The sequence below is a fragment of the Cellvibrio fibrivorans genome, assembly GCF_031457055.1.
GTDB classification, from domain to species: Bacteria; Pseudomonadota; Gammaproteobacteria; order Pseudomonadales; family Cellvibrionaceae; genus Cellvibrio; species Cellvibrio fibrivorans.
In genome coordinates this window covers 411,941-438,855 of the sequence record NZ_JAVDVX010000005.1, presented here as the reverse complement: position 1 = coordinate 438,855, position 26,915 = coordinate 411,941, and the positions used below count along the sequence as shown (strand labels likewise).

The following is a 26,915-nucleotide window of genomic DNA, read 5'->3' as shown; positions in this document are numbered from 1 at the left end:
TTACGGTCGAAGACTTATTATCTAAAACTTCTACCTAAGGTACCCAGGGTAATACCAATTCATAGGGGAACGGAGTTTGTATTTTTTTAAACTCAAGGAACAAGGCTTATTAAGCCTATTGCTATTGGCCTATGTTGTCGTGCGCAGTTTTTATTTGGATGCTGTACCACGTTGGGATGCCGCCACCTATTGGGGCGGTATTGCCAGCGCAATTGAAGCCACTAAAACTATTGGTAATATGGCTGAATTACCACGCGTTATCCTCGACACCTATAACGTGTTTGGCCATTCCGCGATGGGCTATGTTGGCTTATTGGTATTAGGACAACTACTTGATTACCCCAATCTGTTTACGCTTAACTTCACCCATCTTTTGTTGGCTACTTTTTCGGTATTCTGCACATTTAAAATTTTTCGCTGGTTTTTACCAAGCGCGCAACATTTACCGGAAGTATTATTGGCCACCGCAATTTTTGCACTGGACCCCCTATTTTTTGCCACATCCATTTTTATCAATACTGATTTTCCAGTATTAGTTTTTTTTACTGCCGCACTGGCTGCATTACTTTATGGTCACTACGGCTGGTTTGCGATTGCCAGTCTGTTTATGATTTTCTCCAAAGCGACAGGAGTACTATTCTGGATTTCATTAGCCGGTGGCATAGGGCTTTATAGCTTGATTGTCCTGTGCCGGGAAAATCGTGCAGGTCGCCTGCCAAGTTTGGGGCATCTACTTCCGCCTACAGGAATTTTAGCGGTAAAACACCACCTCCCTTTATCAACTATTTTTTACCGAATATTTTGTATTTTCCTACCTGGTGTTGGTTTTAAACTCTATTCAATTGCCAAACAGGGAGCCATGTGGTCAGCGAGCAACGGGATTAAATTTGATTCGCAAGGCTGGAATTGTTTTGGTTTCAATACGCGTGTGATGTCCAATCGAGCAGGTGAAATATTTATTCTCAATTTTCACTGGGTATTGGTGCTTGTTGTATTGTTTGCACTTTTGATCGGTTACGGTCGCTATATCGAGCGAGGTCGAAAAAAAACAAGCGCAACAATAGAAACCGCATCGATAGATTCAAATACTGAGTACAGCCAATCGGTTATCACTGAGCCCAATAGTAGTAATGCAGAAGCCACGGCAGCTCCAGCAGAAAATAATCGCTGGTGGGGCATGCTACCCGTGCTTATGTGTTTCCTCATCTTTGTTGTCTTTAACCTCACATACATCACCTACATTATTCCGCGCTACGTAGTGTACGGTGGTTTTTTCCTGATTATTTTTGCGCTCCTATCACTACAATTCGCAGCTAAGTCACGCAAAACACGCTGCATTTTACTCGCCATAGTATTTACTTTATTTACACTCCAAACTTTTCGCACAATTGATCCGCTCTCGAAATGGGTATTTGGATCAACCGCGTTTAGCGAACACCGTATTTTACAAATTGATAGTGCTGGAGAAGCCCAGGGAAATGGTTTTGTTTACAATGCGGAATTTGCACTGGAAGACAAATTGCTCAACCGCATGCAAAAAGCCATTCCCATCAAACCGGATACCACGATCATTACCTGGAATAAAGACAGCGGTTACGCCTGGTTTACCCGTGGTGATACTTTTGTGAATGCGGACTCACTGGAGCGCACCATAGATAAACGCAATAGTTTTGGCTATAACATTATCGAAATTAGCGATCTACACCGCGCAATAGCACCACCCCATGCGATTTATATTTATATGTCCTGGCTTGCGCAATTTTCTAATGAAGAAAAGGAGCTGGCGCATCTACGCCAGTTTTATGAAGTGTCAGCAGCGGAAGATGTAGGTTTCCAAGGTTATAGCCTGCGGCTTTATCGTTTAACACGGCTCAGTCAATAAACTTTTGAGTCCTTCTTTTAGATACATCTCGCTTAACAGAGTGAGATATATTTTTAAACCGTTATTATTTTTTATTCAATCAACCGTGCTTCACGCGCGGCGATACCCGTATGCATCCACTTGCCCTGCTTCCAACGCCAGCGTTTTATAAGCGCACGGATACATTCATCAAGCACAGCCGCAATCAATAACCCATACAAACCCAAGCCGAAAGGTATCGCGAGGATATACGCGAGAGGAACGGAAAATAACCAGATAACACCAATACTGGAAATAGACGTAAATGCAGCGTCTCCTGCGCAACGCAGGGCACTACCGATGGTAATATTGACCGTACGCCATGGTTCAGCGAGAAAACTTAATACAAAAGCCCATAACCCAATTGTGATAACTTCAGGGTCATCACTGAACAATTGCAATATTGGTTTATTAAATAGCAGCCAGGTCAATGCCAGTGCGGTGGTACCAATCAGTGAAAGCTTTAATGTTTGTTTAAGTTGTTTATCCACCAAATCAAATTCTTGTCGGCCTACACGCTGCGCGATAATTGCCTCAGTCGCCATACCCAGGGCGATAGAAATCATCAGGCAAAATAAAAAGGTATTGTATGCATAGACTTTGACTTTTAACGCAAGATCACCTACTTCAGCGGCGATCCAGTTAAGCGCAATCATGTAGGCTTGAAATGACATAGGTTCGAGAATAGAAGGCGCAGCAATCATTACTACCGGTGTAATTAACACACCAAAGTTTTTTATACCTTCGCGCAACGGAATATGAATGCGCAATTTTAAATGAACAACCAATGCAACAAATGTGAGGCTCATACCTGCTGCAATCACGCTCGCAATAGCAACACCTTGCACACCTGTCGGGGGTATTCCCATAAAGCCATAGACTGCAACTGAACAACCAATAATATTGCTGACAAATAAAATTATATTGCTATAGGTATTCCATTGGGGCTCACCGTAAATATTTAAAACAGTTTGGTAAATAACGCGGCAACCCCAGAGCGCCACCATCCAGCCAATGATCGATAAATATGTCCGTGCATGTTGTTCAACGTCTGCACTTAATGACATTGCCGATGCGACCCAAGGGCCACCGTGATTTACAGTCAGCGCAGCAATTAATGCCAATACCATCACAAACACTGCATAAGCGGCGATCGTGGCATTGCCGCGCGCATAATCATTTGCACCTATGCGCTGGCTCGCAATACTCGCGCCGGCAAATGCGCTGACTATTAAAAACGCGTTGGCGACAAATACCAGGGGGGTGATTGCACCTACCGCAGCGGCAGCACTATCGGAAATACGACTGAGGAAATACATATCCACCAGCGGGATGGTATAGGTCACTGCCTGATCGATAAACATCGGACGGCTCATGCCCCAAATACCTTTATCCAGGACCCGGCTTTGGGGTACCTGTCTATGTGCAGATTTCATAATGAGTTTCTATTATGTGACTGTATTGTTAAAAACACAGAGGCAGATTTCCGCCTCCGTAAAACAAGCTGGATGGATGGGAAATCAAGCAGCCTCACGCAATACAACAGCGGGAGGTGTTGTCACTACATGGCGACAGCATATATAGCCTAGCGCAGACACGAACACGGCACCGCTAAGAGGGGATATTAGCCAAAAAATATAGTGTGGCTGTATCGCCGTTTCCAACACAAATTTTTGCAAACTAATCAAAAGTAGTTCGGTTCCAACAATGGCAATCAGCCCCGCCAGAAAACCGAGAATGGCAAACTCGGCGCAGATACTCCCCACAATTAATTGGCGTGGACTGCCCATTGCACGCAACAAACCTGCCTGCTGTTTGCGCGCGGCGATACTGCCCATTACCGCCGCCAGCAATACCAGGCAACCGCCCATCAAGGTCAACCACAGCACTAATAAAACACCATCGCTGACTTGGTCGATGATACTGCGGATCTGCTCGATTATCCGGTCAAGCTCCATCACCAGAATGGTTGGATGATCTAGCAACAGCTGATTGATAAACGATTTTTGTTGTGTCGGCAAATAGATACTGGTGATAAATGTAGGTGAGTATGTGTCCAATGAACCCGGTTCAAAAATAAAAAAGAAATTTGGGCGCATACTACGCCAATCAAGGCTGCGGAAACTCGCGACTTCCGCATCCAGCAATAAACCACCAAATGAAAATTGCAGTTTATCGCCAATTTTTAACCCGATTTCTTTTGCGGTATTCACCTCAACTGACACACCCGGTAAATTCGCAGCACTGCGCTGCCACTTATCCCACCAAAATCCTTCGAGGATTTTATTATCTGCCGCCAGGGTTTCAGCCCAAGTTACATTTAATTCACGGCGCAACGCATTGGCAAGCGAGCGCTGCTCTTCCGTTGTCTCAACACCATTAATGTGCGTTAAGCGCGCACGCATCATCGGGTAAAGCGGTTCTGGCCTAACCTTATTTTTTTCCAGCAATGCTTGCACTTGTGATAATTCAGCAGGCGGAATGTTCACTAAAAAATGGTTGGGTGCATCATCCGGCACCTGTACTTTCCATTCTTCAATCAGCGATGTGCGCACAATGGTCATCGTAAACAACAACATAATTGCAATTGAAAATACCAAAATTTGTATCAGACTTTGGCCGCGTTGGCGCTGCAAATTGGCAAAGGCCAAACGCCAAAAACCACCGAGACGCAATACCATTTTTTTGCTCAAGGCCAGTAAGCCATATGCAGCAATAATGGTAACCATAATAACGGTAAGTAGCGCACCGCTGATACTCAATGCCAATTCAAGATCGCGGCTAAATAAAATCACCAGGGTCAATACCGCAAACAACGCCAAAGCGGCTTGCATCCACACCTGAGGCATATTCACGGCCAATTCACGGCGCAGGATTTTTAGTGGCGGTACAGCTGGCAAATACCAAAGTGCGGGCAAGGCAAAAAATACCAGGCACATCAGGCCGCTAAAAAAACTCATCCCATAGGGATAAAAGCTCGCAGCGCCTAAACGGATTTGATACACCTGCTGCAAACTTGTCGCCACAGTGCGTTGCAATAAGTCACCAAAAACCAACCCAATCAGCGAAGCAATTATTCCCAATAACAATAATTGAGAAAAATACAGCGTGCGAATTTGTACGGCACCTGCACCAAGACTTTTCATCAATGCAACTTGATCAGTATGGCGCGCGGAAAATTGGCGTGCGGTAATCGCAATCGCCACTCCGGCCAACAACACGGCAATTACAGCTGATAACAACAAAAATTGACGGCTGGTCTTTAAGGTGCGCCCCACCCGCTCTTGCGCCGAATCTATATCGATCAAGCGCTGGTGTTTATTAAGCAGCGGTTTAAGTTGATCAACAAATGCTTTCAGTTGGCCAATATTGTCCGATGCAATTAACCATTGATAATCCACACGGCTCCCGGGTTGCACCACCTGGGTTTTTTCCAGATCGGCAATATTCATAATCAGGCGCGCGCCAGTCATGCTAAACGGATTGGCGCTGTCAGGTTCACGAATCAATACCTGTGTGACTTTTAATTCGTATTCACCGACAGCCACTTTGTCGCCCAGTTGAATTTTTAATAGCGGCAACAAACGTGAATCGACCCAGGCTTCGCCGGGTGCAGGAATTGTTTTAGCGATTTCGATATCGGCAAGATTCATCGCGAACGGTACACGGCTGATTTCAAATTGCCCGCGCAAAGGATAACCCGAGTCCACTGCCTTCACTGAAGCAAGGTGCATTTCATCGCCGGCAAATACCATAGAGGAAAACAGCGCAGCCTGCGTTTGTTGAATATTGTCTTTTGCTGCGGCAGCAGGCCAATCGGGATTGTGTGGCTGCGAACCGCGCACAATGTAATCTGCACCGAGCACGCTATTGCTCTCACTGATTAGCGTCGATTCAAGACGATTGGTAAAAATGGAAATTCCGCTCAGCACTGCAACTGCTAATAGCAGTGAAAAACCCAATAGTTTTAATTCGCCACTGCGCCAATTTCGCCTCAATAAGTTAAATGCCAGCATCATCGCAATTACTCCCGACCTGAGACTATAGAGCCCGCTGCCAACTCAATCCGGCGATTGCACAACTGCGCCAGACGCTCTTCGTGCGTGATTAAAATTAGCGTTGTGCCCTGCGCGCGGTTTAATTCAAACAGCAATTCAATGATGCGCGCACCGGTAGTACTATCGAGATTGCCAGTAGGCTCATCGGCAAATAAGACTTTAGGTTCACTGGCAAATGCACGCGCGATCGCAACCCGCTGTTGCTCACCGCCGGACAATTGTTGGGGATAATGATGCAAGCGCTGGGCTAATCCCACGCGCTCTAAAAATTCGCGCGCTTTGCTGCCCGCTGCTTTGTCGCCGCGTAGTTCCAATGGCAACATCACATTCTCGTGAGCGCTGAGACCAGGCAAGAGTTGGAATGATTGAAAAATAAATCCTACATTGCCGGCGCGAACTTTTGCACGCCCCTCCTCGTCTAACTGTGACAGGTTATGCCCATTCAGAATCACCTCTCCATTACTGGGCACATCCAAACCGGCGAGGATACCTAACAGCGTGGATTTACCCGATCCCGATGCGCCTGTAATCGCAAGTGACTCTCCAGCCATCACACTGATGGAAATGGGGTGGAGGATCGTTAAATTTCCCTCTTGCGTACTAACTTGTTTGGTGACTGAATTCGCTTGAACCATAGCAACAGCAGACATAATTGAGTAACCTTTAATGAAGCAAAAAACCTTTATTAAACACGAATACCTCCATTCTATTGGCATAGGATTTTGATAACCATGTACAAACTGAAGATTTACCTGTTTTTACTCCTGACAATTGTCACCAGTCTTGTCTATGCACAAAACCCAACAGCTACCACAAAGATATTGGTGATGGGCGATAGCTTAAGTGCAGGGTATGGCATAGATGTAGAGCAAGGATGGGTAAGTCTGCTTGAGGAAGAACTAACGAAAAATCATGCAGTACAGATCATTAACGCCAGCGTTAGCGGTGAAACCAGTTCCGGTGGCAATACACGCCTGCCAGCATTACTCGCCGAACATAACCCGGATATTGTGATTCTGGAGCTAGGCGGTAACGATGGTCTGCGCGGCCAACCGTTGAAATTACTAGAGAAAAATTTACAATCAATGATTGATGCCAGCAAAAAAAATGAGGCGAAAGTATTACTGGCAGGCATGCAGATTCCACCCAACTATGGCGCGCGCTACAGCAATCAATTTAAAGAGCTTTACCCTAAACTTGCTAAACAAAATCAGCTGGGATTAATTCCTTTTTTACTGGAGGGGATCGGCGGGAATGACACATTAGTGCAGCGCGATGGAATTCATCCTACTGCCGAAGCCCAACCGCTTATCGTAAAAAATGTGTTGCCAGAACTGGAAAAGCTATTGCCCTGAATGCAAGAACCGGCAGCGCTACTGCGCTGCCAACTCCAAATAGTCTACCAGCAATTGCACTGTAGTATTCCCCCGAAATTCGTTGATATCCAACTTATAAGCCACGCGCACTTTTTTCGCTTGTGAATTAGGCCAACACGTTGGATCTATATTAAAGGCAATGGCATCCACTAGTTGCTGCCCATGTGCGTCATGCGCCAGGGTCATTTTTAGATGCTTTTCACCCACCAATTTTTGCTGCACTAAAAAAAATTCGCCATCAAATACCGGCTCGGGGAAATGTTGCCCCCAGGGCCCTGCTTCGCGCAATTGAGTGGCAATATGCAACGAAAAGTCCTGCGCGGCCAACGCACCATCACTCACCACAACCGCTTGTAAATCATCTGTCGTTAGCTGACGGCGAACCTCTTCATCAAACGCCTGCGCAAATGCAGGAAAATTAGCACGCATTAAGCTCATGCCCGCCGCCATGGCGTGACCACCAAATTTTTGCAGCAATTCCGGATGGCGTGCAGCAACCGCATCTAATGCATCGCGAATATGGAAACCCGGAACCGAACGCGCGGAACCTTTGATCTCACCCTCACCTACATCGGCAAACACAATCGTAGGGCGATGATATTTATCTTTAATACGTGAAGCCAAAATACCTATCACGCCCTGATGCCAGGTTTCATCAAATAAACATAAACCCCAAGGCAAACTCTCTGCGTCCGCTTGTAAGGTTTTTTGCAGCATAGTCATGGCTTCTTGTTGCATACCCGTTTCAATGGCTTTGCGATCGCGATTTAATTCATCGAGCTGCGCTGCCATTTCACGCGCGAGATTTTCGCTCTCGCACATTAAACATTGGATACCAAGCGACATATCATCCAACCGCCCCGCTGCATTTAAGCGCGGCCCCAACGCAAAACCAAAATCACTGGCCACTAATTTATTGGCTTGTTTGCCTGATACTTCCAGCATCGCTTTAATTCCCGGACGGCAAACACCTGCGCGAATACGCTGCAAACCCTGCGCAACCAAAATACGGTTGTTGTAATCCAATGGCACTACGTCGGCAACTGTGCCCAGTGCTACCAAATCCAAAAAGCTCGCCATATTAGGTTCGGTTATTCCGCTCTCTGCAAACCAACCCATTTGGCGCAGCTCGGCACGCAGCGCGTTCATCACATAAAAAATAACACCGACGCCGGCAAGATTTTTACTCGGAAATTCACAGCCTGGCTGGTTGGGGTTAACAATGGCGTCCGCTTCCGGCAATTCGCTACCGGGCAAATGGTGATCAGTTACAATCACCGCTATACCTAACTCGCGCGCGGCAAGTACACCGTCAATACTGGAGATTCCGTTATCAACGGTGATGATCACATCCGGTTGCTGCGCAGCTGCCACAGCAACAATTTCCGGTGTTAAACCATAACCGTATTCAAAACGATTGGGCACCAAAAAATCAACATTGTGCAAACCCATTGCGCGCAATGCCAACACTGCAAGCGCACTGCTGGTTGCGCCATCCGCATCAAAATCGCCGACAATAATAATTTTCGCCTGCGCAACCACAGCATCCGCCAATAGGCTTACTGCCTCAGCCAAGCCTTTAAAATTAGGTTTATGGAGATTCGCAAGTTGATATTGCAACTCCCGCTCATGCTGCACGCCGCGCGCACTGTAAATGCGCTGCAGGAGCGGATGAATAGCCGTTTGGAATTCAACAGGCTGGACGGAATCACGACGGCGAATAGTTTTTTGCATAATTTACTTTCGAATGGAATAACAATAACAACAGAAATAAAAACGCCGCAAGGATAAATCCATGCGGCGTTTAATCAACACAAGGTGTATGAGTTACTTGCGCACATTCGCCGCAACGAACTGCTGTACCTTTGCCAGATCTTGTGGCAATACGGTGTAACGCTCTTCGCGCTCAAACAAATCCTGCATATGGTGTGGCAATACCGGATCTGTATCCTGCCCTGCTTTACGCACGGCTTCCGGAAATTTTGCCGGATGCGCAGTGGCGAGAATGACCATTGGAATATCCTGACGGCGGCGAGTTTTACGCGCAGCATCAACACCGATTGCGGTATGCGGATCGAGCAGATATTCCGTGCGGTCAAACACCGAGCGAATCACATCAATCGTGACTTCATCGCTCACACCATGGCTGGTAAACAATTCGCGGGCGCGCGCCAAAGCAGATTCTTTCAGGGTCATGCTGCCGGATTTAAAATCTTCCATCAGCTGGCGAATCGCATTGCCGTCGCGGTCATACAAATCAAACAACATACGCTCAAAATTGCTCGACACCATAATGTCCATACTCGGTGACAAGGTGTGTTGCAACTGGTTTTTGCTGTGATCATTACTGCTGATACAGCGATGCAAAATATCGTTGCTGTTAGTAGCAATCACTAATTGATCAATCGGCAAGCCCATTTGTTTGGCAAGATAACCTGCAAAAATATCACCGAAGTTACCTGTGGGAACAGAGAAAGCAATTGGACGATGCGGTGCACCCAGTGCAAGACCGGCATAAAAGTAATACACGATTTGCGCCATGATACGCGCCCAGTTAATCGAGTTTACTGCAACCAACTGGCGGCCTTCCGGTAAGAAGGATTGATCACCGAAGCTGGCTTTCACCATATTCTGGCAATCATCGAAATTACCTTCCAATGCAATATTAAATACATTCGGTGCAAGCACTGTGGTCATCTGGCGGCGCTGAACATTCGACACACGATTGTTCGGGTGCATAATAAAAATATCGATGTTATCGCAGCGACGGCAACCTTCGATGGCAGCAGAGCCGGTATCACCAGAGGTTGCGCCCATCACAACGACTTTTTGGTTCCGTTTTTTCAACAAGTGATCAAGTAAGTGACCTAAAAATTGCAGTGCGAAATCTTTAAACGCGAGCGTCGGGCCCTGGAATAATTCCAGAATCCATTCGTTGTGGCCGGTTTGCACCAACGGCGCAATCGCATCGTGACGGAAAGTCGCGTAGGCATCCGCAATAATTTTTTTGAAATCTTCATCGCTAATTGCGCCAGCGATAAAAGGTTTCATCACATTAAACGCGAGCTCTTGATAAGACAATCCTGCCCAGGAGGCAATTTCTTCTTTAGTAAATTTCGGCAAGGTTTCGGGCACATACAAACCGCCATCGGGTGCGAGACCGGTGAGTACTACTTCTTCAAAACTGAGTGCAGGCGCTTGGCCGCGGGTGCTGATGTATTTCACGATGCAAACCTTTAAAAAATTATTTCAATGCTTCAACACGGATGCGCTGAACAGAACCGGTGATTGAATCCAGCGCTTCAATACTGCGAATGGCAGCGGTGAGTTTTTTGTCTTGCACTTGATTGGTCAACAAAATCAGCGGTACTGTTGATTCGCCATCTTTGGCTTCTTTTTGAATCATCGCTTCAATACTAATACCGGAATCACTCAGGATAGTGGCGATTTTTGACAGCACACCCGGCTTGTCTTGCGCAGACATCCGTAGATAGTTAGCCGTTTCCACATCTTCAATGGGCAGGATTGGCTGCGCAGAAACAAAATCTGCACCGAAGCCTAAATAAGGAACACGATGCTCAGGTGATGCAGTCAGCGTACGCGCCACGTCAACGATATCGCCCACAATAGATGAACCCGTCGGTTCTGCACCGGCGCCAGCGCCGTAATACATAGTTGCGCCTACAGCATCGCCTTTCACCAACACGGCGTTCATCACACCATCAACATTGGCGATCAAACGCTTCTCAGGGATCAAAGTTGGATGAACGCGCAGTTCGATACCTTTATCGGTGCGACGTGCGATGCCCAGGTTTTTGATGCGATAACCGAGCTCTTCTGCGTAAACCACATCTTCTGCAGCAATTTTGGTGATACCTTCGGTAAAAACTTTATCGAACTCCAGAGGGATGCCAAATGCGAGCGAGGCGAGAATCACCAACTTATGCGCTGCATCTATCCCCTCAACATCAAAAGTAGGATCAGCCTCTGCATAACCCAAGGCTTGGGCTTCAGCTAATACATCGGCAAAGGAGCGGCCCTTATCGCGCATTTCAGTAAGAATAAAATTGCCGGTTCCATTGATAATACCGGCAAGCCATTCAATCTTGTTCGCTGCCAAACCTTCACGGATCGCCTTGATAATCGGGATACCACCAGCGACTGCAGCCTCAAATGCAACAGTGACACCCTTGGCTTTTGCCGCTGCAAAAATTTCATTGCCATGATGCGCAATTAGCGCCTTGTTAGCCGTAATAATGTGTTTGCCATTTTCAATGGCTTTGAGAATAAGGTCTTTCGCAACAGTAGTACCGCCCATCACCTCAACCAGAACATCCACGTTCGGATTGTTAGCAACATCGAACACATCGCGGGTTACGTTGTACCTTGAAGTATCGCAATTGGGGTTGTCACGACGCGCACCAATTTGCACGATGGAAATATTGCAACCGGCGCGGGCATCAATCAGCGCCTTATTGCGCGAAAGGATATTAACTGTACCGCTGCCCACGGTGCCCAGACCGCAGATACCTATTCTTACCGGATTCAAGGTGGATTCCTCGTCAAATTTAAGTGTGTTTTACGCCAATACTAAAAAAGACGGCCACCATACTCATGGTGGCCGTCAGTGTCAATTGTGCTCTGGAATCACCGCTGGATAAGTCAATCCATGTGAGCCGGTGCGCCCGGAAAGCTTATATTCCGAGAGTTTTTGCCAAATCTTCCGGCGGCAAATATCCTGGCATCAATTTGCCATCCGGCAGGAACAATGCCGGAGTGCCATTCACTCCTAATTGACCGCCCAACTGGAATTGGGCAGCAACCGGGTTATCGCAAGTCGCATTAGGCACAGCTTGGTCAGACTTAAGCTTGGTCATGGCATCTTGCTTGTCTTTTGCGCACCAGGTAGAAATCAACTTATCAGCCGATGGACTGGGAATACCGGCGCGGGGATAAGCAAGGTAGCGAATCTCAATACCCAAATCGTTGTAGCCAGGCTTTTGTTGCCCACCTTCGTTATAGGTGTGCATTTGGCTGTGCAATTTACGGCAATAACCGCAATCGATATCGGTGAAGACATAAACAACAGCCTTAGCCTTCCCCTTTGGCTTGAAGTTAATGCTGTTTTTACTGTCGAGGCTAGCCAGCGCCTTTTTGCGCTCCTCAATAACGTAAGGGTCTTCGATCTTGGCGAAGCCAGTGCTATCGATACCAAAAATTTCGCCGGCAATAAATTTATCGCCTTCCGGGGTTACATACAGAACTGGGCCGCCGGGAACCTGAACCTGATAAAGACCTTTGATCATGGAAGGGCGTGGCTGGCCAAAATTAATGTCCGGGCGTGCCTTGTGCAAATTTTCCAAAATCGTTTCTTCTACGGTTTTACGCTTGAGCAATTCACCTTGCGCCGCAGCATAGGGAGCAGCCATGAAGGCAGCCAAAGAGAAGCCCGCTGCAGCCATAAAGCCAAGCGTTTTTAATGTTTTTATCATAGTCATATCTCTTACAGGTTTATAAATTGTTGGTCGTTTTAGTTGGTAACTATTTCGTGGGTTATCACTGCTAGCCGCGCGGATGATGCTGTGCGTGCTGTTGTTTCATCCGCAGCTTGGCCACGTGGGTATAAATTTGCGTCGTCGATAAATCGCTGTGTCCGAGCAGCAACTGTACCACACGTAAATCAGCACCGTGATTCAATAAATGGGTCGCAAACGCGTGGCGCAATGTATGCGGCGACAACTCTTTTTTGATCCCCGCCACCATCGCCCAGTGCTTGATCCGATACCAGAATGTCTGGCGGGTCATAGGTTGGGCACGTGCACTCGGAAATACTACTTCATCCGGCATATTATTCAGCAACACAGGTCGCGCTTCACGCAAATAACGCACTAACCATACTGCAGCCTCTTCCCCCATTGGGATCAAACGCTCCTTACTGCCCTTGCCCATCACCCGTACCACATTCTGACGCAGGTTAATTTGCGGCATAGTCAATTCAACCAATTCAGTGACGCGCAAGCCGCAGGCATAAAGCACTTCCAGCATGGTGCGATCGCGCAAACCTATAGGATCAGACAAATCAGGTGCCGCAAGCAGGGCTTCGACATCAGTTTCGCTTAAAGATTTCGGTAACGGACGAGATAATTTTGGATTATCGACCAGGGCAACCGGATTTTCACTGATACGGTTCTCGCGTAGGAGGTAGCGATAAAATCCCCGCACACACGAGAGAAAGCGTGCCGATGTGCGGCTCGATAGCTTTTTCTGCAGACGCACATTCAAATATTCCTGTATTAGCGCTAAATCAGCACTTATCAACTGCTGCCCCTGTTGATTTAACCAGAGAGCAAACTGTGCGAGATCACGCCTGTAGGACTCCTGGGTATTGTCGCTCAAGCCTTTCTCCATCCAGATGGCATCCAGATATTCAGCAATCAGCTGCATATCTGCAGGGACCGGCGTTAACTCCAACAGCTTGGTAACAACCATAATTCCAACCTGAAATAAAAAAACCGACTGTAGCGACTCCACCCCGGCAAGGCAATCAGAAAGCAGAGGCGTATAAAAGCAAAAAGCCGAAGCGGTTTCCCACTTCGGCTTTTTGTAAATCGATACGGATATCGACTTAATCTTATACCAGCTTCTCTTTAATACGAGCAGCCTTACCAGTAAGGTCACGCAGGTAGTAAAGTTTGGCTTGACGCACATCACCACGACGCTTCAGGGTTACGCTGTCGATCATCGGGCTGTGAGTTTGGAAAGTACGCTCTACGCCTACACCGTGAGAAATTTTACGCACAGTGAATGCAGAGTTAAGACCACGATTACGGATGGCAATTACAACACCTTCGTAAGCCTGTACACGCTCGCGATCACCTTCTTTTACTTTCACGTTTACAACAACAGTGTCGCCTGGTGAAAATTCGGTGAGGTTTGCTTTCAGTTGTTCGTTTTCCAACGCCTGAATAATTGGGTTGCTCATTGATATTCTCCTAAGAGTCTATAGCTTCACAGCTAGAGTTTGTCGTATCAAGGTCACGACGATATTCCGTCAACAGCTTTTGCTGCTCCTCGGTTAAATTTATTGCGTGCAATAAATCAGGCCTTCTCAGCCACGTTCGCCCTAACGCTTGTTTCAAGCGCCAGCGCCGAATCAGTTCGTGATTACCGGATACCAATACCTCCGGCACACGCATTCCTTCAAATTCTTCCGGACGGGTGTAATGAGGACAATCCAATAAACCATCCGTAAATGAATCCTGCTCTGCCGAAAGCGCATGCCCAAGGGCACCCGGAATCAGCCGTGTTACTGCGTCAATCAGCACCATTGCTGGCAACTCACCGCCACTTAACACGTAATCACCGATGGACCATTCCTCATCGATAACAGTTTGTATCAATCGCTCGTCGATACCTTCGTAACGACCCGCCACCAACACCATATTGCTGTAGCTCGCCAACTCAACAACACCAGATTGATCCAGCGTGCGCCCTTGGGGTGAAAGATAGATAACTTTTGCATCATCACCCGCCCAGGTTTTTGCGGCAGCTATAGCATCGCGCAGTGGCTGTACCATCATCACCATTCCGGGACCACCGCCAAATGGCCGGTCATCTACCGTTGAATGACGATCATAGGCAAAATTCCGTGGAGTTACTGTTTTTAACTCCACCAAACCTTGCTTGATCGCGCGGCTGGTTATCCCAAAACCGGCAATCGCGTTAAACATGTCAGGAAAAATGGAAACAACCGCAATTTTAAGCAATTGACGATTACCCCTCTCGCCTCACAGCGTTTACGCCAAAAAATTGAGTTTTAAAAAACTAAAACTCGGGATCCCAATCGACCAGCATTTCGCCAGCATCAAGATCAACAGCCAACACAAACTGCTCGGGCACATAGGGTATCAAGCGTTCACGCTGGTCAATACTCTGTGCATCTGCAGCGACAACCAACACATCATTTGCGCCGGTTTCCATTAATTTGGAAATCACTCCAAGACGCTGACGCCCACCACCAAATTGAGTGAACACCGCCAAGCCCTCAAGCTGGCTCCAGTAGTATTCGCCATCATCCAATTCCGGCAGGAGTTCGCGCTCTACAGCAATATCAGCAGCAGTGTATTGAGCAGCCAAATCGCGGTCATCAACTCCGATGATGTGTGCAACAAAAGCATCGCCGTGGGGACGAGCTTCGTCTATCTCAATTTGCTTGACACCATGTTTAGTTTTTAAAAACCAGGGATGGTACTCAAACAAATTTTCTTGCGGCTCGGTGTAAGAGTGGACTTTCACCCAACCCTTTACACCATAAACAGCGGTAATTCGCCCGACATTAACTAAATTGGATTCCGCAGACATCAGGCGCCTTTACTGTTTTCGCAGACAATTAAGCTGCTTTTTTGCTTTCTTTAACCAGTTGCTCAACGCGCTCAGACAACTGTGCACCTTGGCCAACCCAGTGTTGCAGACGGTCAGCATCAACACGCAGACGCTCTTCTTGACCACGAGCAACTGGATTGAAGAAACCGATACGCTCGATGAAGCGGCCATTACGCGCGCTGCGGCTGTTGGTTACGGTCAGATGATAGAACGGGCGCTTTTTAGAGCCACCACGTGACAGACGAATAGTTACCATTGAGGTCTTCTTCCTGTATTTACTTATGGGGGAAAGACAAGCCTTCCCGGTTAAAATCGACTTTCAAGTTTAAAAAATCGTTAGTCGCACAATAAGCTGTGCGAAAGGCGCGGCATTTTAAGGGAAAGATTGGCCTTTGTATAGGCCAATGACTCATTAAGCGGGATAACCTCACCCCCGTACCTATGGGGTGAGGCATTTTTTACCACAATATCTAGTCACACATGTCCGCAAAACGATTGGTAAAGGTGAGGTCTATCGCCTGCGCAAACCCCGGCAAACTCAGATGCTCCCGATCCACTTTGATCAGGGCCTCATCAATCAAGCCTTCACCAAAATGGTAAATGGTGGCGAAATTACCCTGCAACGCAGCGAGATCATAGGTAGATGCAGCCGTGCGTACTTGTTCACGTTTATCTTTGTATCGAGCAAATATCGCATCACCATAGCGGCGCGCCAACATGGATTCCACCACATGGGGAGCAAAAATACTGGCAGTCGCATTGTTTCCACCAAAGCCTTTGGAATTGAGGAAGGCAACATCCAGCGGTTGCTTGCATAGCTCATCTTTTGTAGATATCTGCAGGCGATCAGCAAACACATCATCTGCAACCTTACTGATGGTTTTAATCCCGGGAATAAGGCCGTATTTAAAAATACCCAGGCTTGCGATTAACTGCTCACCACTTGCGGCCGATAACGAATGCCCTACATAGGCTTTTACCGCCGATACGGGCCAACCACTGATATTAAATACCTGCGCAATCTGGTCAAAAATTTGCGATTCAGTCACCCGGTTTTGCGGGGTGCTGGAACCGTGCGCCTGTATCATTGAGCGCTGCTGAATCGACTCATCACCCAGAATGGCGCGCGCCGATGCAACCGCTTTCGCCATAGTGATGTAATTGCCAGGGCCAGGAGCGGAGATAGACTTTTTAAATCCATCAGCATTGATAAACACATCCCCCACCGCACCGTGCACATCTGCACCCAATTCGATCGCTAAAGCATCATCCATAAGGACAACATACTGACTGGCCTCCGCCATGGTAAAACCAGCATTCTCACCAAAAGGACGGCTGGTACGCCGAGGATCAGCCTCATCCGTGCCATCCAGCTTTTTTAGCTTCTCTTCGCTTGCAAGCGCGCCCATAGTTGCATAGCCATCGATAATTTCCGGCACTATCGGTGCCTCTGCGCAACCGACAACTGCCACACGGCATTTACCGGTGGCGATATCATCTGCCGCCGCCTGCAAGTTATAGAGAAATGACGCACATGCACCGGTAATCGCCCCTGTCTGGCCAACACTTCCGAGTATGTACGCATTAACAAAATCCGCAGGCATAGTATTCAAGCCCAACGGACACTGTTTGGCGCTAACACGACCACCTTTCAAACGCGACTGCAAAAGACCACCAAAGCCATTTTCATCCATCTGGCTCATCACGTTACTAGCATAAACACCGATTTGATCCGGCTTTACTGAGTTCATTACTACCTGCCACTCCAACCCGGTGGACTGAATAGCATCGGAAGCACCAATGACCGCCAACTGCAAAGCACGCGGATGATAGTGAGAGTTGTAAAGTGCGCCTGGATTAAAACCACGCGGCAGCTGTCCGGCCGATTTTACTGGCAAGTCGCGATAGCTATCGAACTTGACCTCAAGACCCGACGAGGCGGTCACGCGGACACGATCATCATCAATAGCCTCCACTTGCCAATTTACAGGGACAGGTTCGGGTAAATCGCGCTTGCGCATTTCCACGACCAAGGGCGATTCACCTGCACCAAGCGTCGCCGATTTCTGCCAGTGGGCAGCATCGACATCGAAAAACGTTTTATCAATACGACGTATCAAAGTGCCATCCAATACTTGCGCGCCAAAACGGTTTTCGATGCCCGCCAGATCAAGGGCCTTACCTTCGGTATCGCGGTAGGCATCGTCCACAAAACTGACCAATCCCATCATGACGGCCAACCCGGCGATAGTCTCCTGGCGATCCTTTGGCTGCAGGCTCTCAATCACCATACGGCGATAGGCATGATGGCCAGAGCTGCGGCCAGCCGCATTAAACCCACCAAAACCCACAATCACGGGTAAACGCGCAAAAGACATACCTCACTCCCACTATCGTAAAGACGACAAAATTTACGGAAGTTTAGGAGCATTCACCCTGCCTGTCGTTGTTGATTTGGTCATTCTTAATGGTAAATTAGCCACAAAACCTCAATCTGGTCAAAGCGATCAACCAATGAGCAAAAACCCTCCAATCCGCATTCACTTCCTGCTCTGTGAACGCATGCTCGCCACCAGTAGCACCCTGCCTATGGAAATGCTGCTTGCCGCCGAAAGCGCAGTGCGCAGCATGCTGCCCAGCGACCAACAGCGCCCCCTGGATATCAAAACCATAAGCCTAAGCAGCACTCCCATCGCTACCCGAACCGGACTGCTGTGGCAGCCAGACCTCACTATTGCCAGCAAACCGGCCAGCGATTTGATTTACATCCCTGGTTTATGGCGCAATCCCCGCCCGGTTGTACAGCAACATCGCACAACACTGGAATGGTTGCGCGAGCAGTATCAAAACGGCGCCATTATCAGTGCCGTTGGAACTGGGGTTTGTTTTCTGGCAGAAGCAGGATTGCTGGATGGCAAAGCGGCAACAACTCACTGGCATTACTTCGACCAGTTTCAAAAAGACTACGCTGCCGTACATCTTAAGCGGCAATATTTCATTACCCAAGCGGGCAACCTGTATTGCGCCGCGAGCGTCAATTCACTCGCCGATTTAACCGTGCACTTTATCCAGCGTTTTTTTGGCAAAACGATTGCAAACCACGTGGAGCGACACTTCTCTCACGAGATTCGCCAGGCATATGAAACAAGTGGATTTTTCGAGGCGCAAGAAAATCGGCATCCAGATGAAGACATAACCCAGATACAAATTTGGCTGCAGGATAATTACCAGCGCGATATTTTGTTCCCTCAAGTTGCTGCTCGATTCAGCATGAGCGTGCGCACACTCAATCGCCGCTTCAAAAATGCATTGGGGCAAACACCACTGGATTACTTACAGGAAATTCGCATCAACATTGCAAAAGATTTATTAAAAACCAGCAACTTATCAATCAGCGAAATCGCCGACAAAGTCGGCTATCAAGACACAGGTTATTTTACTGCACTGTTTAAGAGAACATTAGCCACAACACCGAATGCTTATCGCGATACTGTGCGCGCAAAATTATTCAGTACGTAAATGTTTCAGAAGAAAAATAAAAAATAACCCCGATACGGCTGGTATCGGAGTTATTGTTAGACACTATACCCGTTAGTATTATGCCGCATCGGCACTCGCTGGAACAACTGTCAGTTTTTCTGCAGTTTGCACACCAATAGGAATTGTGCGCGGCTTCATGGATTCAGGAATAACGCGCTGCAAATCGATATGCAGCAATCCATTTTCATAATTCGCCGATTTCACTTGCACATGATCAGCTAATTGAAAACGACGCTCAAAACTGCGCGCAGCTATACCTTGATGCAAGTATGTACGCTGCTGATCATCCGCGGCTTTATCAGCAGATACCGTAAGATTATTCTGATTCACTTCAAGAGTTAATTCAGATTGATCAAACCCGGCAACGGCCATAGTAATTCGGTACTTATCTTCACCCGTCAGTTCGATATTGTAGGGTGGATAACTGGGCTGATTCTGTTCTGCACGAGAGAGGCTATCCAATAGATTAGCCATACGATCGAAACCAATAGCAGAACGATACAGCGGAGTAAAATCAAAATTACGCATATTCAATATCCTCATTTGAGCAATATAAAGTATCGACTTATCCAAGCGATCAAGTCATTAAAGGGTTATGTGATCCTCTACCGAGCCATCACACAAATGAGATAGGGATGTACAAAACTATTTCAAGAGGATATTAAAAAATTATTTGTTAAATATGGCAGTAAATGCCTGTTGTATATGAGGGTATTCAAATTTAAATCCGGCCGATAGTGCTGCTGTAGGCACAACTCTTTGGCTAGATAACAACAATGCATCAGCCATTTCACCGAACAATAGACGCAAGACGAACTCCGGCATCGGCAACAACGCAGGACGATGCAAACATTGGGCAAGCAAAGCAGTGAACTGTCGATTGGTCACTGACTCGGGAGCCACCGCGTTGATTGCACCTGAGACACACTCGTGCTGCAGCAAAAAAATCATCAACCGCAACAAATCATGGCGATGAATCCAGGGCATGTAATGCTCCCCTGCTCCCATTCGCCCACCCAAACCCAAACGAAAAGCAGGCAGCATTTGCTTGAGCGCACCACCGTCACATTCCAGCACTATCCCAATACGAATCCTGCAAACTCGCACACCAAAGGTTTCAAACCGCCGCGCAGCTGCCTCCCAATCGCTACATAGGTGCGCCGCAAAATCATTACCCGCATGCTCCAGCTCATCAACCAACCGATCACCGCAGTTTCCATAAAAACCTACCGCGCTCGCGCTTAGCAAAATCTTGGGGAACCGGCCAATACGGACAAAAAAATCGAACAGGTTATTGGTAAAATCTACGCGGCTCGTCCTGAATTTTTGTTTGGATTTATTGCTCCAACGAGCGGACGCCAAAGACTCACCAGCGAGATTTATCAATGCTGTAAAATCGATTGATGCCAACTCGTCCAGACTTCCGACAATGTTGACTCTCTCACCCAGCAACTTACGCGCAGCTATAGGGTTACGGCTGAGCACCCAAAGCTGGTACCCCTGCCCAAGCAAGTAATCACAAAGATGGCGACCGACAAATCCTGTGCCACCGGTAATCAAAATACTGCCTGACTTGACCGAATCACTTGTCACAATAAATGCTCCACAAAAAAGCCGATACAAATCAATTGGCTACCAGAATCTCATCGATTTAAATCCAGTTAATGCATTTACTCCACACTAGCGTAAACAGATCAAAGGCCAATGATTTTTCACAAAAAATTTAACGCTTATGGCCACTAATGCCATTAACAACTAACAAGAGATCGAAATGTTATTAAGAAATTTTAATAAAAAACTTGCTATTCAGCAGGAGATAATCAATATAGATAAGGAGGGTCGGGATTGTTCGCGGAACTCAGTGCGGAATCCCAGCCCCCCTAACATAAACGTTAAGGAGCTATATGATGAAACCTGCTGTCGACGTTGTATATCGTGATTTTGACTCATCTGCTGCACTAAACGAAATTATCACCAAGAAGCTCGAAAAGCTCAGTCGCTACACTGACCAAATCGTTCATTCCCGAGTTGTTCTTGATACACCCCACCACCACAAACACAAAGGTAAACAATTCCGCGCCTCTATCGAGCTGGATATCGTTGGCCACCCCTTAGCAATCACCCAAAATGATGAATCAATTCATGTCGCCGTTCGCGATGCATTCTCAAGCGCAGAGCGCAAAGTTAAACAGCTGGTAGCTCGTCAACGCAACACGCGTTAAACCTCAGGCTAAAGCGCCTAAAGATTTCATTTCCCACAAATGAAGAAGCCGGGGGTCATTACTGATCCCGGCTCCTGTTTACTTTTTGAATCGAATCGCTTTACTAGCCGGCAACACCCAGCTTGGCTGACTTTTTGCTGATCAAATGATTCAAATTGGCCAGTGATTGCATGTGGCTATAAATCAATTCCAAACCGTCTTTTTTGAATAAATCCAAGGCTTCTGCATCACCCAAGGCTTTCAGTTTTTCGCGTTTGACTACATAAAAGCCCATCAAATTCATATTCGATTCTTCGCGGCCTTTAAAGGTGATATTCGCCTGCATAGGTTCGAGCAAATTTAACTCATGCAAACGCTTGCAGAAAACCTTGGTCATTTCAGCGCGGTATTGGTAATCCTTAAGGAACTCTACCACTTCTTTTAAATGTGGTGACTGCTCGCCATTTTCTTCAAACAAGCGACGACCTTTACTGCCATCTTTCAATACGGTTTTACTATCGGCGTCAATACACAGAGCCATGGTATCCGCATCCTTATCGCCGCCCAATACAAATGGGTAGCGGCGGATAAATGCAGGGATATAACGTGAAGTGAACTGGAAGTTTTCATCCAACGACAGGTTTTCACCCTCTTTCAGCCCCATAATCGCCAAAGGAATATACTCACCTTCGTTCGCTGTTGCTGAAAATACAATCGGAAATTCACTCGCTGCAAATGGGATTTCTGTCGCCAGAAGAGGGGCAGAAATCATATGCGCTACAAATGAGTAATTATCAACCTGCACAGACCAGTTGCGATGAATATCGGATGACAATGGTTGAATATTGTCATAAATCATGAGTTGTTTTGCCACGAGGATACCTCTATTTATTGTCTCGGCTTGGGATGAAAAATCAGGAATGAAAATAAAATAGGGGCGCATGGTAGCACTTTCACAAGCGCCTGCCACTAGCAGGCTATTAATTGCCCTTACGGTGGGCCTAAATGGCAGAAACAAAAAAGCCCGCTGACAAAGCGGGCTTTTAAGCTGTTGAATCTTATGTAAAAATGGTCGGAACGGCGGGATTTGAACCCACGACCCCTACACCCCCAGTATAGTGCGCTACCTGACTGCGCTACGCTCCGACATTTTTCTAACGGATGCAAAATACAAATCCCGCATCGCGAAGGACCGGCATAATACCTTAATTTATTGCCAATGCAATCAGAGAATTAAGAATTAATACCACTGCTCAATAAGCAAACAACCACTTGAAAAAGTGGTTGTTTAGTCAGCAAAACTTATTTAATTTTCAGAAGATCAAGCAGATGCTCCAAGTCATCAATCATGCGCACAACTAATTGATTTAACTGACCCGACTCGGACGGAGTGCTCTCGCTTGACATCTGCAGACGCGCACCACCAATGGTAAAACCTTGATCGTAAAGCAGACTGCGAATTTGACGGATGGTTAATACATCCTGACGCTGATAATAACGGCGATTCCCCCTGCGCTTGACTGGCTTCAACTGGGGGAACTCCTGCTCCCAATAGCGCAGCACATGTGGCTTTACCGCACACAATTCACTGACTTCACCAATTGTGAAATATCGCTTACCGGGGATTACGGGAAGTTCGTCGTTATGACTCGGTTCCAACATAAGCTTCTACTCGTGCCTTAAGTTTTTGTCCTGGGCGGAAAGTGACCACTCGCCGGGCACTGATAGGAATTTCTTCGCCCGTCTTTGGGTTTCTACCCGGACGCTGGCTTTTATCGCGCAACTCAAAATTGCCGAAGCCAGAAAGTTTGACCTGCTCGTTATTTTCCAAAGCATGGCGGATCTCTTCAAAAAAGAGTTCCACCAATTCTTTGGCTTCCCGTTTATTGAGTCCGAGATCTTCATAAAGTTTCTCGGCCAAATCTGCTTTGGTCAGAGCACCGTCCGACATAGTTATTATTCCCTATCTGAGGGTAGCGGAAAAATTCACCCCCAGATACTGAACAATCGAGTCAATGGAGGCGTTGATCTCATCTTCATTAAGAGTGCGTGAAGGATGCTGAAAGGTCAACCCCATTGCAACACTTTTTCTATGTGGATCAATACCTTTGCCCATATATACGTCAAATACCTTTAAGTCGATAAGGTGTTCGCCTGCCTGCCCCTTGACCGCCGTCAAGAGTTTGTCAGCCGCCAAATCGCGATCAACCAAAAGTGCCAAATCACGGCGCACCTCAGGAAATTTGGACAAAGAAATAAACGCAGGAATCTGCGCTTTTAGCAGCGAACTGAGACGTACTTCAAACAAGTAAACGGATTGCGGAATATCCAACTGCTGCTGCAAGCTCGGATGCAATGCACCTATAACGCCCTGCCACTCGCCATCGCGATAAATCTCGGCCGTCTGACCCGGGTGCAACGCGTTATGCGATCCCGCTTTAGCTGTAAATGCTGATTCATCGCCGGTTAACGCCAGCAGAGATTCCAAATCGCCTTTGAGGTCGAAGAAATCCACAACCTCAGCAACATTTGCCCAGGACTCAGGTGCACGACTACCGTAGATAAGTCCAGCTAGCATGGCTTCTTGCTTAAGACCATCAGCCGAAGGGACAAAACGTAAACCCGATTCGAACAAGCGCACGCGGTTCTGCTGGCGATTAAGGTTATTGCGCAACACGCTGACCAAACCGGGCATAAGACTGGTACGCATGGCCGCCATATCGGCACTGATCGGATTGCGCAGCACAACAGGCGACACTTCCGGATCAAACAACGCAGAGAGTTTTGGCTCGATAAAGCTGTAGGTAATCGCTTCCTGGTATCCACGCGCGATCAATTGATTGCGCAATGCAGGCAAACTCATTTTCGCTTCGGGGTGCGGCTCTATATCTAAAGGCGCAGCAAGGCTTCTTGTTGGCAAGCGGTTGTAGCCGTATACGCGCGCCAGCTCTTCTAACAAATCTGCTTCGATGGAAATATCAAAGCGGTAACTTGGGACCGCAAATACCCAACCTTCGGCGTTTTGCGACAACAGGGAAAGACCTAATCGGGCAAGAATATCGACCACTTCGCCATCGGCCATTTCCAAACTCAAGCCGCTAAGAATACGGGCCTTGCGCAAGCTAACCTGGCGCTCTTGTGGCAAATGCTCGTTAGTGACATGCACTACTGGCCCGGCTTCACCGCCAACAATTTCCAGCAGCAATGCGGTTGCGCGCTCGATAGCATCCAGCTGCAAGCTGTAATCCACGCCGCGCTCAAAACGATGCGATGAATCCGTATGCAAACCATAAGAGCGGGCGCGACCGGCAATCGCCAGCGGATTGAAGAATGCACTTTCCAGGAAAATATCGCGCGTAGCTTCACTTACCGCACTTTCCTTACCGCCCATAATGCCCGCAACCGCCAAGACTTTTTGCTGGTCGGCGATCACCATGGTGTCGGCATTGAGTTTGATCTCTTGCCCATCCAGCAACTGGACAGATTCACCCTGCTGCGCCAGACGCACATGAATTGCACTACTGAGTTTGGACAAATCAAACGCATGCATGGGCTGGCCTAATTCGAGCAGCACGTAGTTAGTAACATCTACTACCGCATCAATACTGCGCAAACCTGAACGGACTAATTTATCCTGCAACCATGCGGGACTTGGGCGAGTGATATCTATATTGCGAATCACGCGACCTACGTAGCGGCTACACGCAGCACCAGCTTCCAGACACACAGGGAAACTGTCATCAATACTCGCGGCAACAGGAGCAATAGCTGGCGCCTTGACCGGAGCACGATTCAACACCCCTACTTCGCGCGCAATGCCTTTTACACTCAGGCAGTCGCTGCGATTCGGAGTCAAATCGACTTCGATCAACTTGTCATCAAGATTCAAATACTCACGCAGATTCACACCCACTGGAGCATCGGCAGATAACTCCCACAAACCAGTGTCATCATCACCCGCTTTAAGCTCGGTTTGGCCGCAGAGCATGCCAAAGGATTCAACACCGCGCAGCTTCGCTTTTTTAATCTGCCACTTTTCTTCTGTTTGAGAGGCACCCGGTAATTGCGCACCTATAGTGGCAAAAGGGATTTTGATCCCAACGCGTGCATTAGCTGCACCGCATACGACTTGACTCAGGCCATCGGGCAAACCGGCAACCTGACAAACACGCAGCTTGTCAGCGTCTGGATGCTGTTCGCAGCCAACAATTTCACCCACAATTACGCCGGTAAAATCGCCTGCGACACACTCAACCGCATCCACTTCCAAACCAGCCATGGTCAGCTGGGCAACTAATTCATCGGTACCTATGGCTGGATTAACCCACTCGCGCAGCCAGGATTCACTGATTTTCATATTTCATTCATTCCGTTAAAACTGTTTCAAGAAGCGCAAATCGTTCTCAAAGAACAAACGCAGGTCGTTCACGCCATAACGCAACATCGCCAAACGCTCTACGCCCATGCCGAATGCAAAACCGGTGTAAGTCTCGGGATCAACACCGCTGGACTTGAACACTTCCGGATGCACCATGCCGCACCCACCCACTTCCAACCAACCGGTGTTTTTGCACATACGGCAACCTTTGCCACGGCATTGGGTACATTGGATATCCATCTCGGCCGATGGCTCGGTAAACGGGAAATATGACGGGCGGAAACGCACGGGGACATCGGCCTCGAAGAATGCTTTCAGGAATTGATCCATGGTGCCTTTAAGATCGGCAAAACTGATATTTTTATCGACCACCAACCCCTCGACCTGATGGAACATCGGCGAGTGAGTTACGTCTGAATCGCAGCGATAAACGCGGCCAGGGCAGATAACCCGAATCGGTGGCTGCTTGTTTTCCATAGTGCGCACTTGCACTGGTGATGTGTGGGTGCGCAATACGTGGGTATCATCCACGTAGAAGGTATCGTGCATCGCCCGTGCAGGGTGATGGGAGGGAATATTGAGCGCTTCGAAGTTGTGGTAGTCATCTTCGATTTCAGGACCCACTTCGACGCTATAACCGACCGCCGCAAAGATCTCTTCGATGCGCTGCAATGTACGGGTTACTGGATGCAAACCACCGGTGTGCTGACCGCGACCAGGCAAGGTTACATCAACTACTTCACTGGCGAGCTTGGCATTGATCGCGGCCTGCTCTAACAATTCTTTGCGCGCATTGAGTGAGTCTTGCACGGCATCTTTGGCCTTATTGATTTCAGCACCAGCAGCAGGACGCTCCTCCGCCGATAATTTACCCAGCGTTTTCATCAACGCGGTGATGCTGCCATTTTTGCCTAAATAATTCACACGCACTGCATCGAGCGCAGTCAGATCTTGAGCATCGGCAACGAGTTTGAGCGCTTCTTGGGTAAGCGCAGCGAGATTTTCCATCTGCTTTTCCAGTTTGAATAGGTCAACTATGAGTAGGACTAGATTAGAGTTTTCAAGCGCATAACTTCGCCG

The 26,915-nt window shown here is 47.7% G+C and carries 24 protein-coding genes and 1 tRNA gene; 4 read left to right on the top strand and 21 right to left on the bottom strand.

What is annotated here, in order from left to right:
* Positions 1-76: 76 nt before the first annotated feature.
* Positions 77-1,882 (top strand): hypothetical protein, encoded by a 1,806-nt coding sequence (locus J2X05_RS15180; protein WP_310073917.1) that lies wholly within the window; start codon positions 77-79, stop codon positions 1,880-1,882.
* A 71-nt stretch (positions 1,883-1,953) separates the two neighbouring features.
* Here J2X05_RS15180 and J2X05_RS15175 read toward each other — a convergent pair whose 3' ends face one another.
* The 3 genes from J2X05_RS15175 to J2X05_RS15165 all read right to left on the bottom strand — a co-directional run bounded on the left by J2X05_RS15175 (position 1,954) and on the right by J2X05_RS15165 (position 6,608).
* Complete coding sequence (locus tag J2X05_RS15175) at positions 1,954-3,336, bottom strand: MATE family efflux transporter (RefSeq protein WP_310073915.1); 1,383 nt, start codon at positions 3,334-3,336, stop codon at positions 1,954-1,956.
* Positions 3,337-3,420: 84 nt separating this feature from the next.
* Positions 3,421-5,919 (bottom strand): ABC transporter permease, encoded by a 2,499-nt coding sequence (locus J2X05_RS15170; protein ID WP_310073914.1) that lies wholly within the window; start codon positions 5,917-5,919, stop codon positions 3,421-3,423.
* Between the two features lie 5 nt (positions 5,920-5,924).
* Positions 5,925-6,608, bottom strand: coding sequence for an ABC transporter ATP-binding protein (locus J2X05_RS15165; RefSeq protein ID WP_310073913.1), 684 nt, complete (start codon positions 6,606-6,608; stop codon positions 5,925-5,927).
* An 81-nt stretch (positions 6,609-6,689) separates the two neighbouring features.
* Here J2X05_RS15165 and J2X05_RS15160 point away from each other — a divergent pair, with 81 nt between their 5' ends.
* Complete coding sequence (locus tag J2X05_RS15160) at positions 6,690-7,313, top strand: arylesterase (RefSeq protein WP_310073912.1); 624 nt, start codon at positions 6,690-6,692, stop codon at positions 7,311-7,313.
* Between the two features lie 18 nt (positions 7,314-7,331).
* On the opposite strand, the gene recJ is transcribed toward J2X05_RS15160, so the two are convergent.
* From recJ to J2X05_RS15110, 10 genes are all read right to left on the bottom strand, one after another.
* Positions 7,332-9,068, bottom strand: a complete 1,737-nt coding sequence (gene recJ, locus J2X05_RS15155) for a single-stranded-DNA-specific exonuclease RecJ (RefSeq protein WP_310073911.1) — start codon at positions 9,066-9,068, stop codon at positions 7,332-7,334.
* A 93-nt stretch (positions 9,069-9,161) separates the two neighbouring features.
* The gene (gene thrC, locus J2X05_RS15150) at positions 9,162-10,559 is read right to left on the bottom strand and encodes a threonine synthase (protein ID WP_310073910.1); all 1,398 of its coding nucleotides are present in this window, start codon (positions 10,557-10,559) and stop codon (positions 9,162-9,164) included.
* Positions 10,560-10,578: 19 nt separating this feature from the next.
* Entirely contained in the window at positions 10,579-11,883 is a 1,305-nt protein-coding gene (locus J2X05_RS15145; RefSeq protein ID WP_310073908.1) for a homoserine dehydrogenase, read from the bottom strand.
* A 145-nt stretch (positions 11,884-12,028) separates the two neighbouring features.
* Positions 12,029-12,826: a DsbC family protein gene (locus J2X05_RS15140; RefSeq protein WP_310073907.1), complete on the bottom strand. Its 798-nt coding sequence runs from the start codon at positions 12,824-12,826 to the stop codon at positions 12,029-12,031.
* A gap of 70 nt (positions 12,827-12,896) precedes the next feature.
* Positions 12,897-13,823, bottom strand: coding sequence for a site-specific tyrosine recombinase XerD (gene xerD / locus J2X05_RS15135; RefSeq protein ID WP_310073905.1), 927 nt, complete (start codon positions 13,821-13,823; stop codon positions 12,897-12,899).
* 142 nt (positions 13,824-13,965) lie between these two features.
* Positions 13,966-14,322, bottom strand: a complete 357-nt coding sequence (rplS, locus tag J2X05_RS15130) for a 50S ribosomal protein L19 (RefSeq protein WP_255321701.1) — start codon at positions 14,320-14,322, stop codon at positions 13,966-13,968.
* Between the two features lie 4 nt (positions 14,323-14,326).
* Positions 14,327-15,100: a tRNA (guanosine(37)-N1)-methyltransferase TrmD gene (trmD, locus tag J2X05_RS15125; RefSeq protein WP_310073902.1), complete on the bottom strand. Its 774-nt coding sequence runs from the start codon at positions 15,098-15,100 to the stop codon at positions 14,327-14,329.
* A gap of 58 nt (positions 15,101-15,158) precedes the next feature.
* Positions 15,159-15,695 (bottom strand): ribosome maturation factor RimM, encoded by a 537-nt coding sequence (gene rimM, locus J2X05_RS15120; protein ID WP_310073899.1) that lies wholly within the window; start codon positions 15,693-15,695, stop codon positions 15,159-15,161.
* Between the two features lie 28 nt (positions 15,696-15,723).
* A complete protein-coding gene (gene rpsP, locus J2X05_RS15115; RefSeq protein ID WP_133685243.1) occupies positions 15,724-15,972 on the bottom strand; it encodes a 30S ribosomal protein S16 in 249 nt (82 codons plus the stop codon).
* A 214-nt stretch (positions 15,973-16,186) separates the two neighbouring features.
* Positions 16,187-18,094 (bottom strand): beta-ketoacyl synthase, encoded by a 1,908-nt coding sequence (locus tag J2X05_RS15110; RefSeq protein ID WP_310073892.1) that lies wholly within the window; start codon positions 18,092-18,094, stop codon positions 16,187-16,189.
* 136 nt (positions 18,095-18,230) lie between these two features.
* On the opposite strand from J2X05_RS15110, the gene J2X05_RS15105 reads away from it, so the two are divergent.
* The gene (locus J2X05_RS15105; RefSeq protein ID WP_310073887.1) at positions 18,231-19,235 is read left to right on the top strand and encodes a GlxA family transcriptional regulator; all 1,005 of its coding nucleotides are present in this window, start codon (positions 18,231-18,233) and stop codon (positions 19,233-19,235) included.
* Positions 19,236-19,313: 78 nt separating this feature from the next.
* Here J2X05_RS15105 and J2X05_RS15100 read toward each other — a convergent pair whose 3' ends face one another.
* Together J2X05_RS15100 and J2X05_RS15095 are read right to left on the bottom strand one after the other, a co-directional pair.
* Positions 19,314-19,784, bottom strand: coding sequence for an Hsp20 family protein (locus J2X05_RS15100; RefSeq protein WP_310073884.1), 471 nt, complete (start codon positions 19,782-19,784; stop codon positions 19,314-19,316).
* Between the two features lie 141 nt (positions 19,785-19,925).
* Entirely contained in the window at positions 19,926-20,849 is a 924-nt protein-coding gene (locus J2X05_RS15095; protein ID WP_310073881.1) for a TIGR01777 family oxidoreductase, read from the bottom strand.
* Positions 20,850-21,160: 311 nt separating this feature from the next.
* Between J2X05_RS15095 and J2X05_RS15090 the strand changes: the two genes are divergently transcribed.
* Positions 21,161-21,478, top strand: coding sequence for an HPF/RaiA family ribosome-associated protein (locus J2X05_RS15090; RefSeq protein WP_374725280.1), 318 nt, complete (start codon positions 21,161-21,163; stop codon positions 21,476-21,478).
* Between the two features lie 103 nt (positions 21,479-21,581).
* Here the strand turns inward: J2X05_RS15090 and J2X05_RS15085 are convergent, their stop codons facing one another.
* The 6 genes from J2X05_RS15085 to pheS form a co-directional block, all read right to left on the bottom strand.
* Positions 21,582-22,331 carry a SapC family protein gene (locus J2X05_RS15085; RefSeq protein WP_310073878.1) on the bottom strand — a complete coding sequence of 250 codons (750 nt, stop codon included), beginning with the start codon at positions 22,329-22,331 and terminating at the stop codon, positions 21,582-21,584.
* A gap of 195 nt (positions 22,332-22,526) precedes the next feature.
* Positions 22,527-22,603 (bottom strand) — tRNA-Pro (locus tag J2X05_RS15080).
* A 156-nt stretch (positions 22,604-22,759) separates the two neighbouring features.
* Positions 22,760-23,119, bottom strand: coding sequence for a MerR family transcriptional regulator (locus J2X05_RS15075; RefSeq protein WP_310073876.1), 360 nt, complete (start codon positions 23,117-23,119; stop codon positions 22,760-22,762).
* Entirely contained in the window at positions 23,100-23,408 is a 309-nt protein-coding gene (ihfA, locus tag J2X05_RS15070) for an integration host factor subunit alpha (RefSeq protein ID WP_007642205.1), read from the bottom strand. Before ihfA ends, J2X05_RS15075 begins: the two co-directional genes overlap by 20 nt.
* A 12-nt stretch (positions 23,409-23,420) precedes the next feature.
* Positions 23,421-25,814: a phenylalanine--tRNA ligase subunit beta gene (gene pheT, locus J2X05_RS15065; RefSeq protein ID WP_310073865.1), complete on the bottom strand. Its 2,394-nt coding sequence runs from the start codon at positions 25,812-25,814 to the stop codon at positions 23,421-23,423.
* Positions 25,815-25,829: 15 nt separating this feature from the next.
* A complete protein-coding gene (pheS, locus tag J2X05_RS15060) occupies positions 25,830-26,843 on the bottom strand; it encodes a phenylalanine--tRNA ligase subunit alpha (RefSeq protein ID WP_310073862.1) in 1,014 nt (337 codons plus the stop codon).
* Positions 26,844-26,915 lie beyond the last annotated feature (72 nt).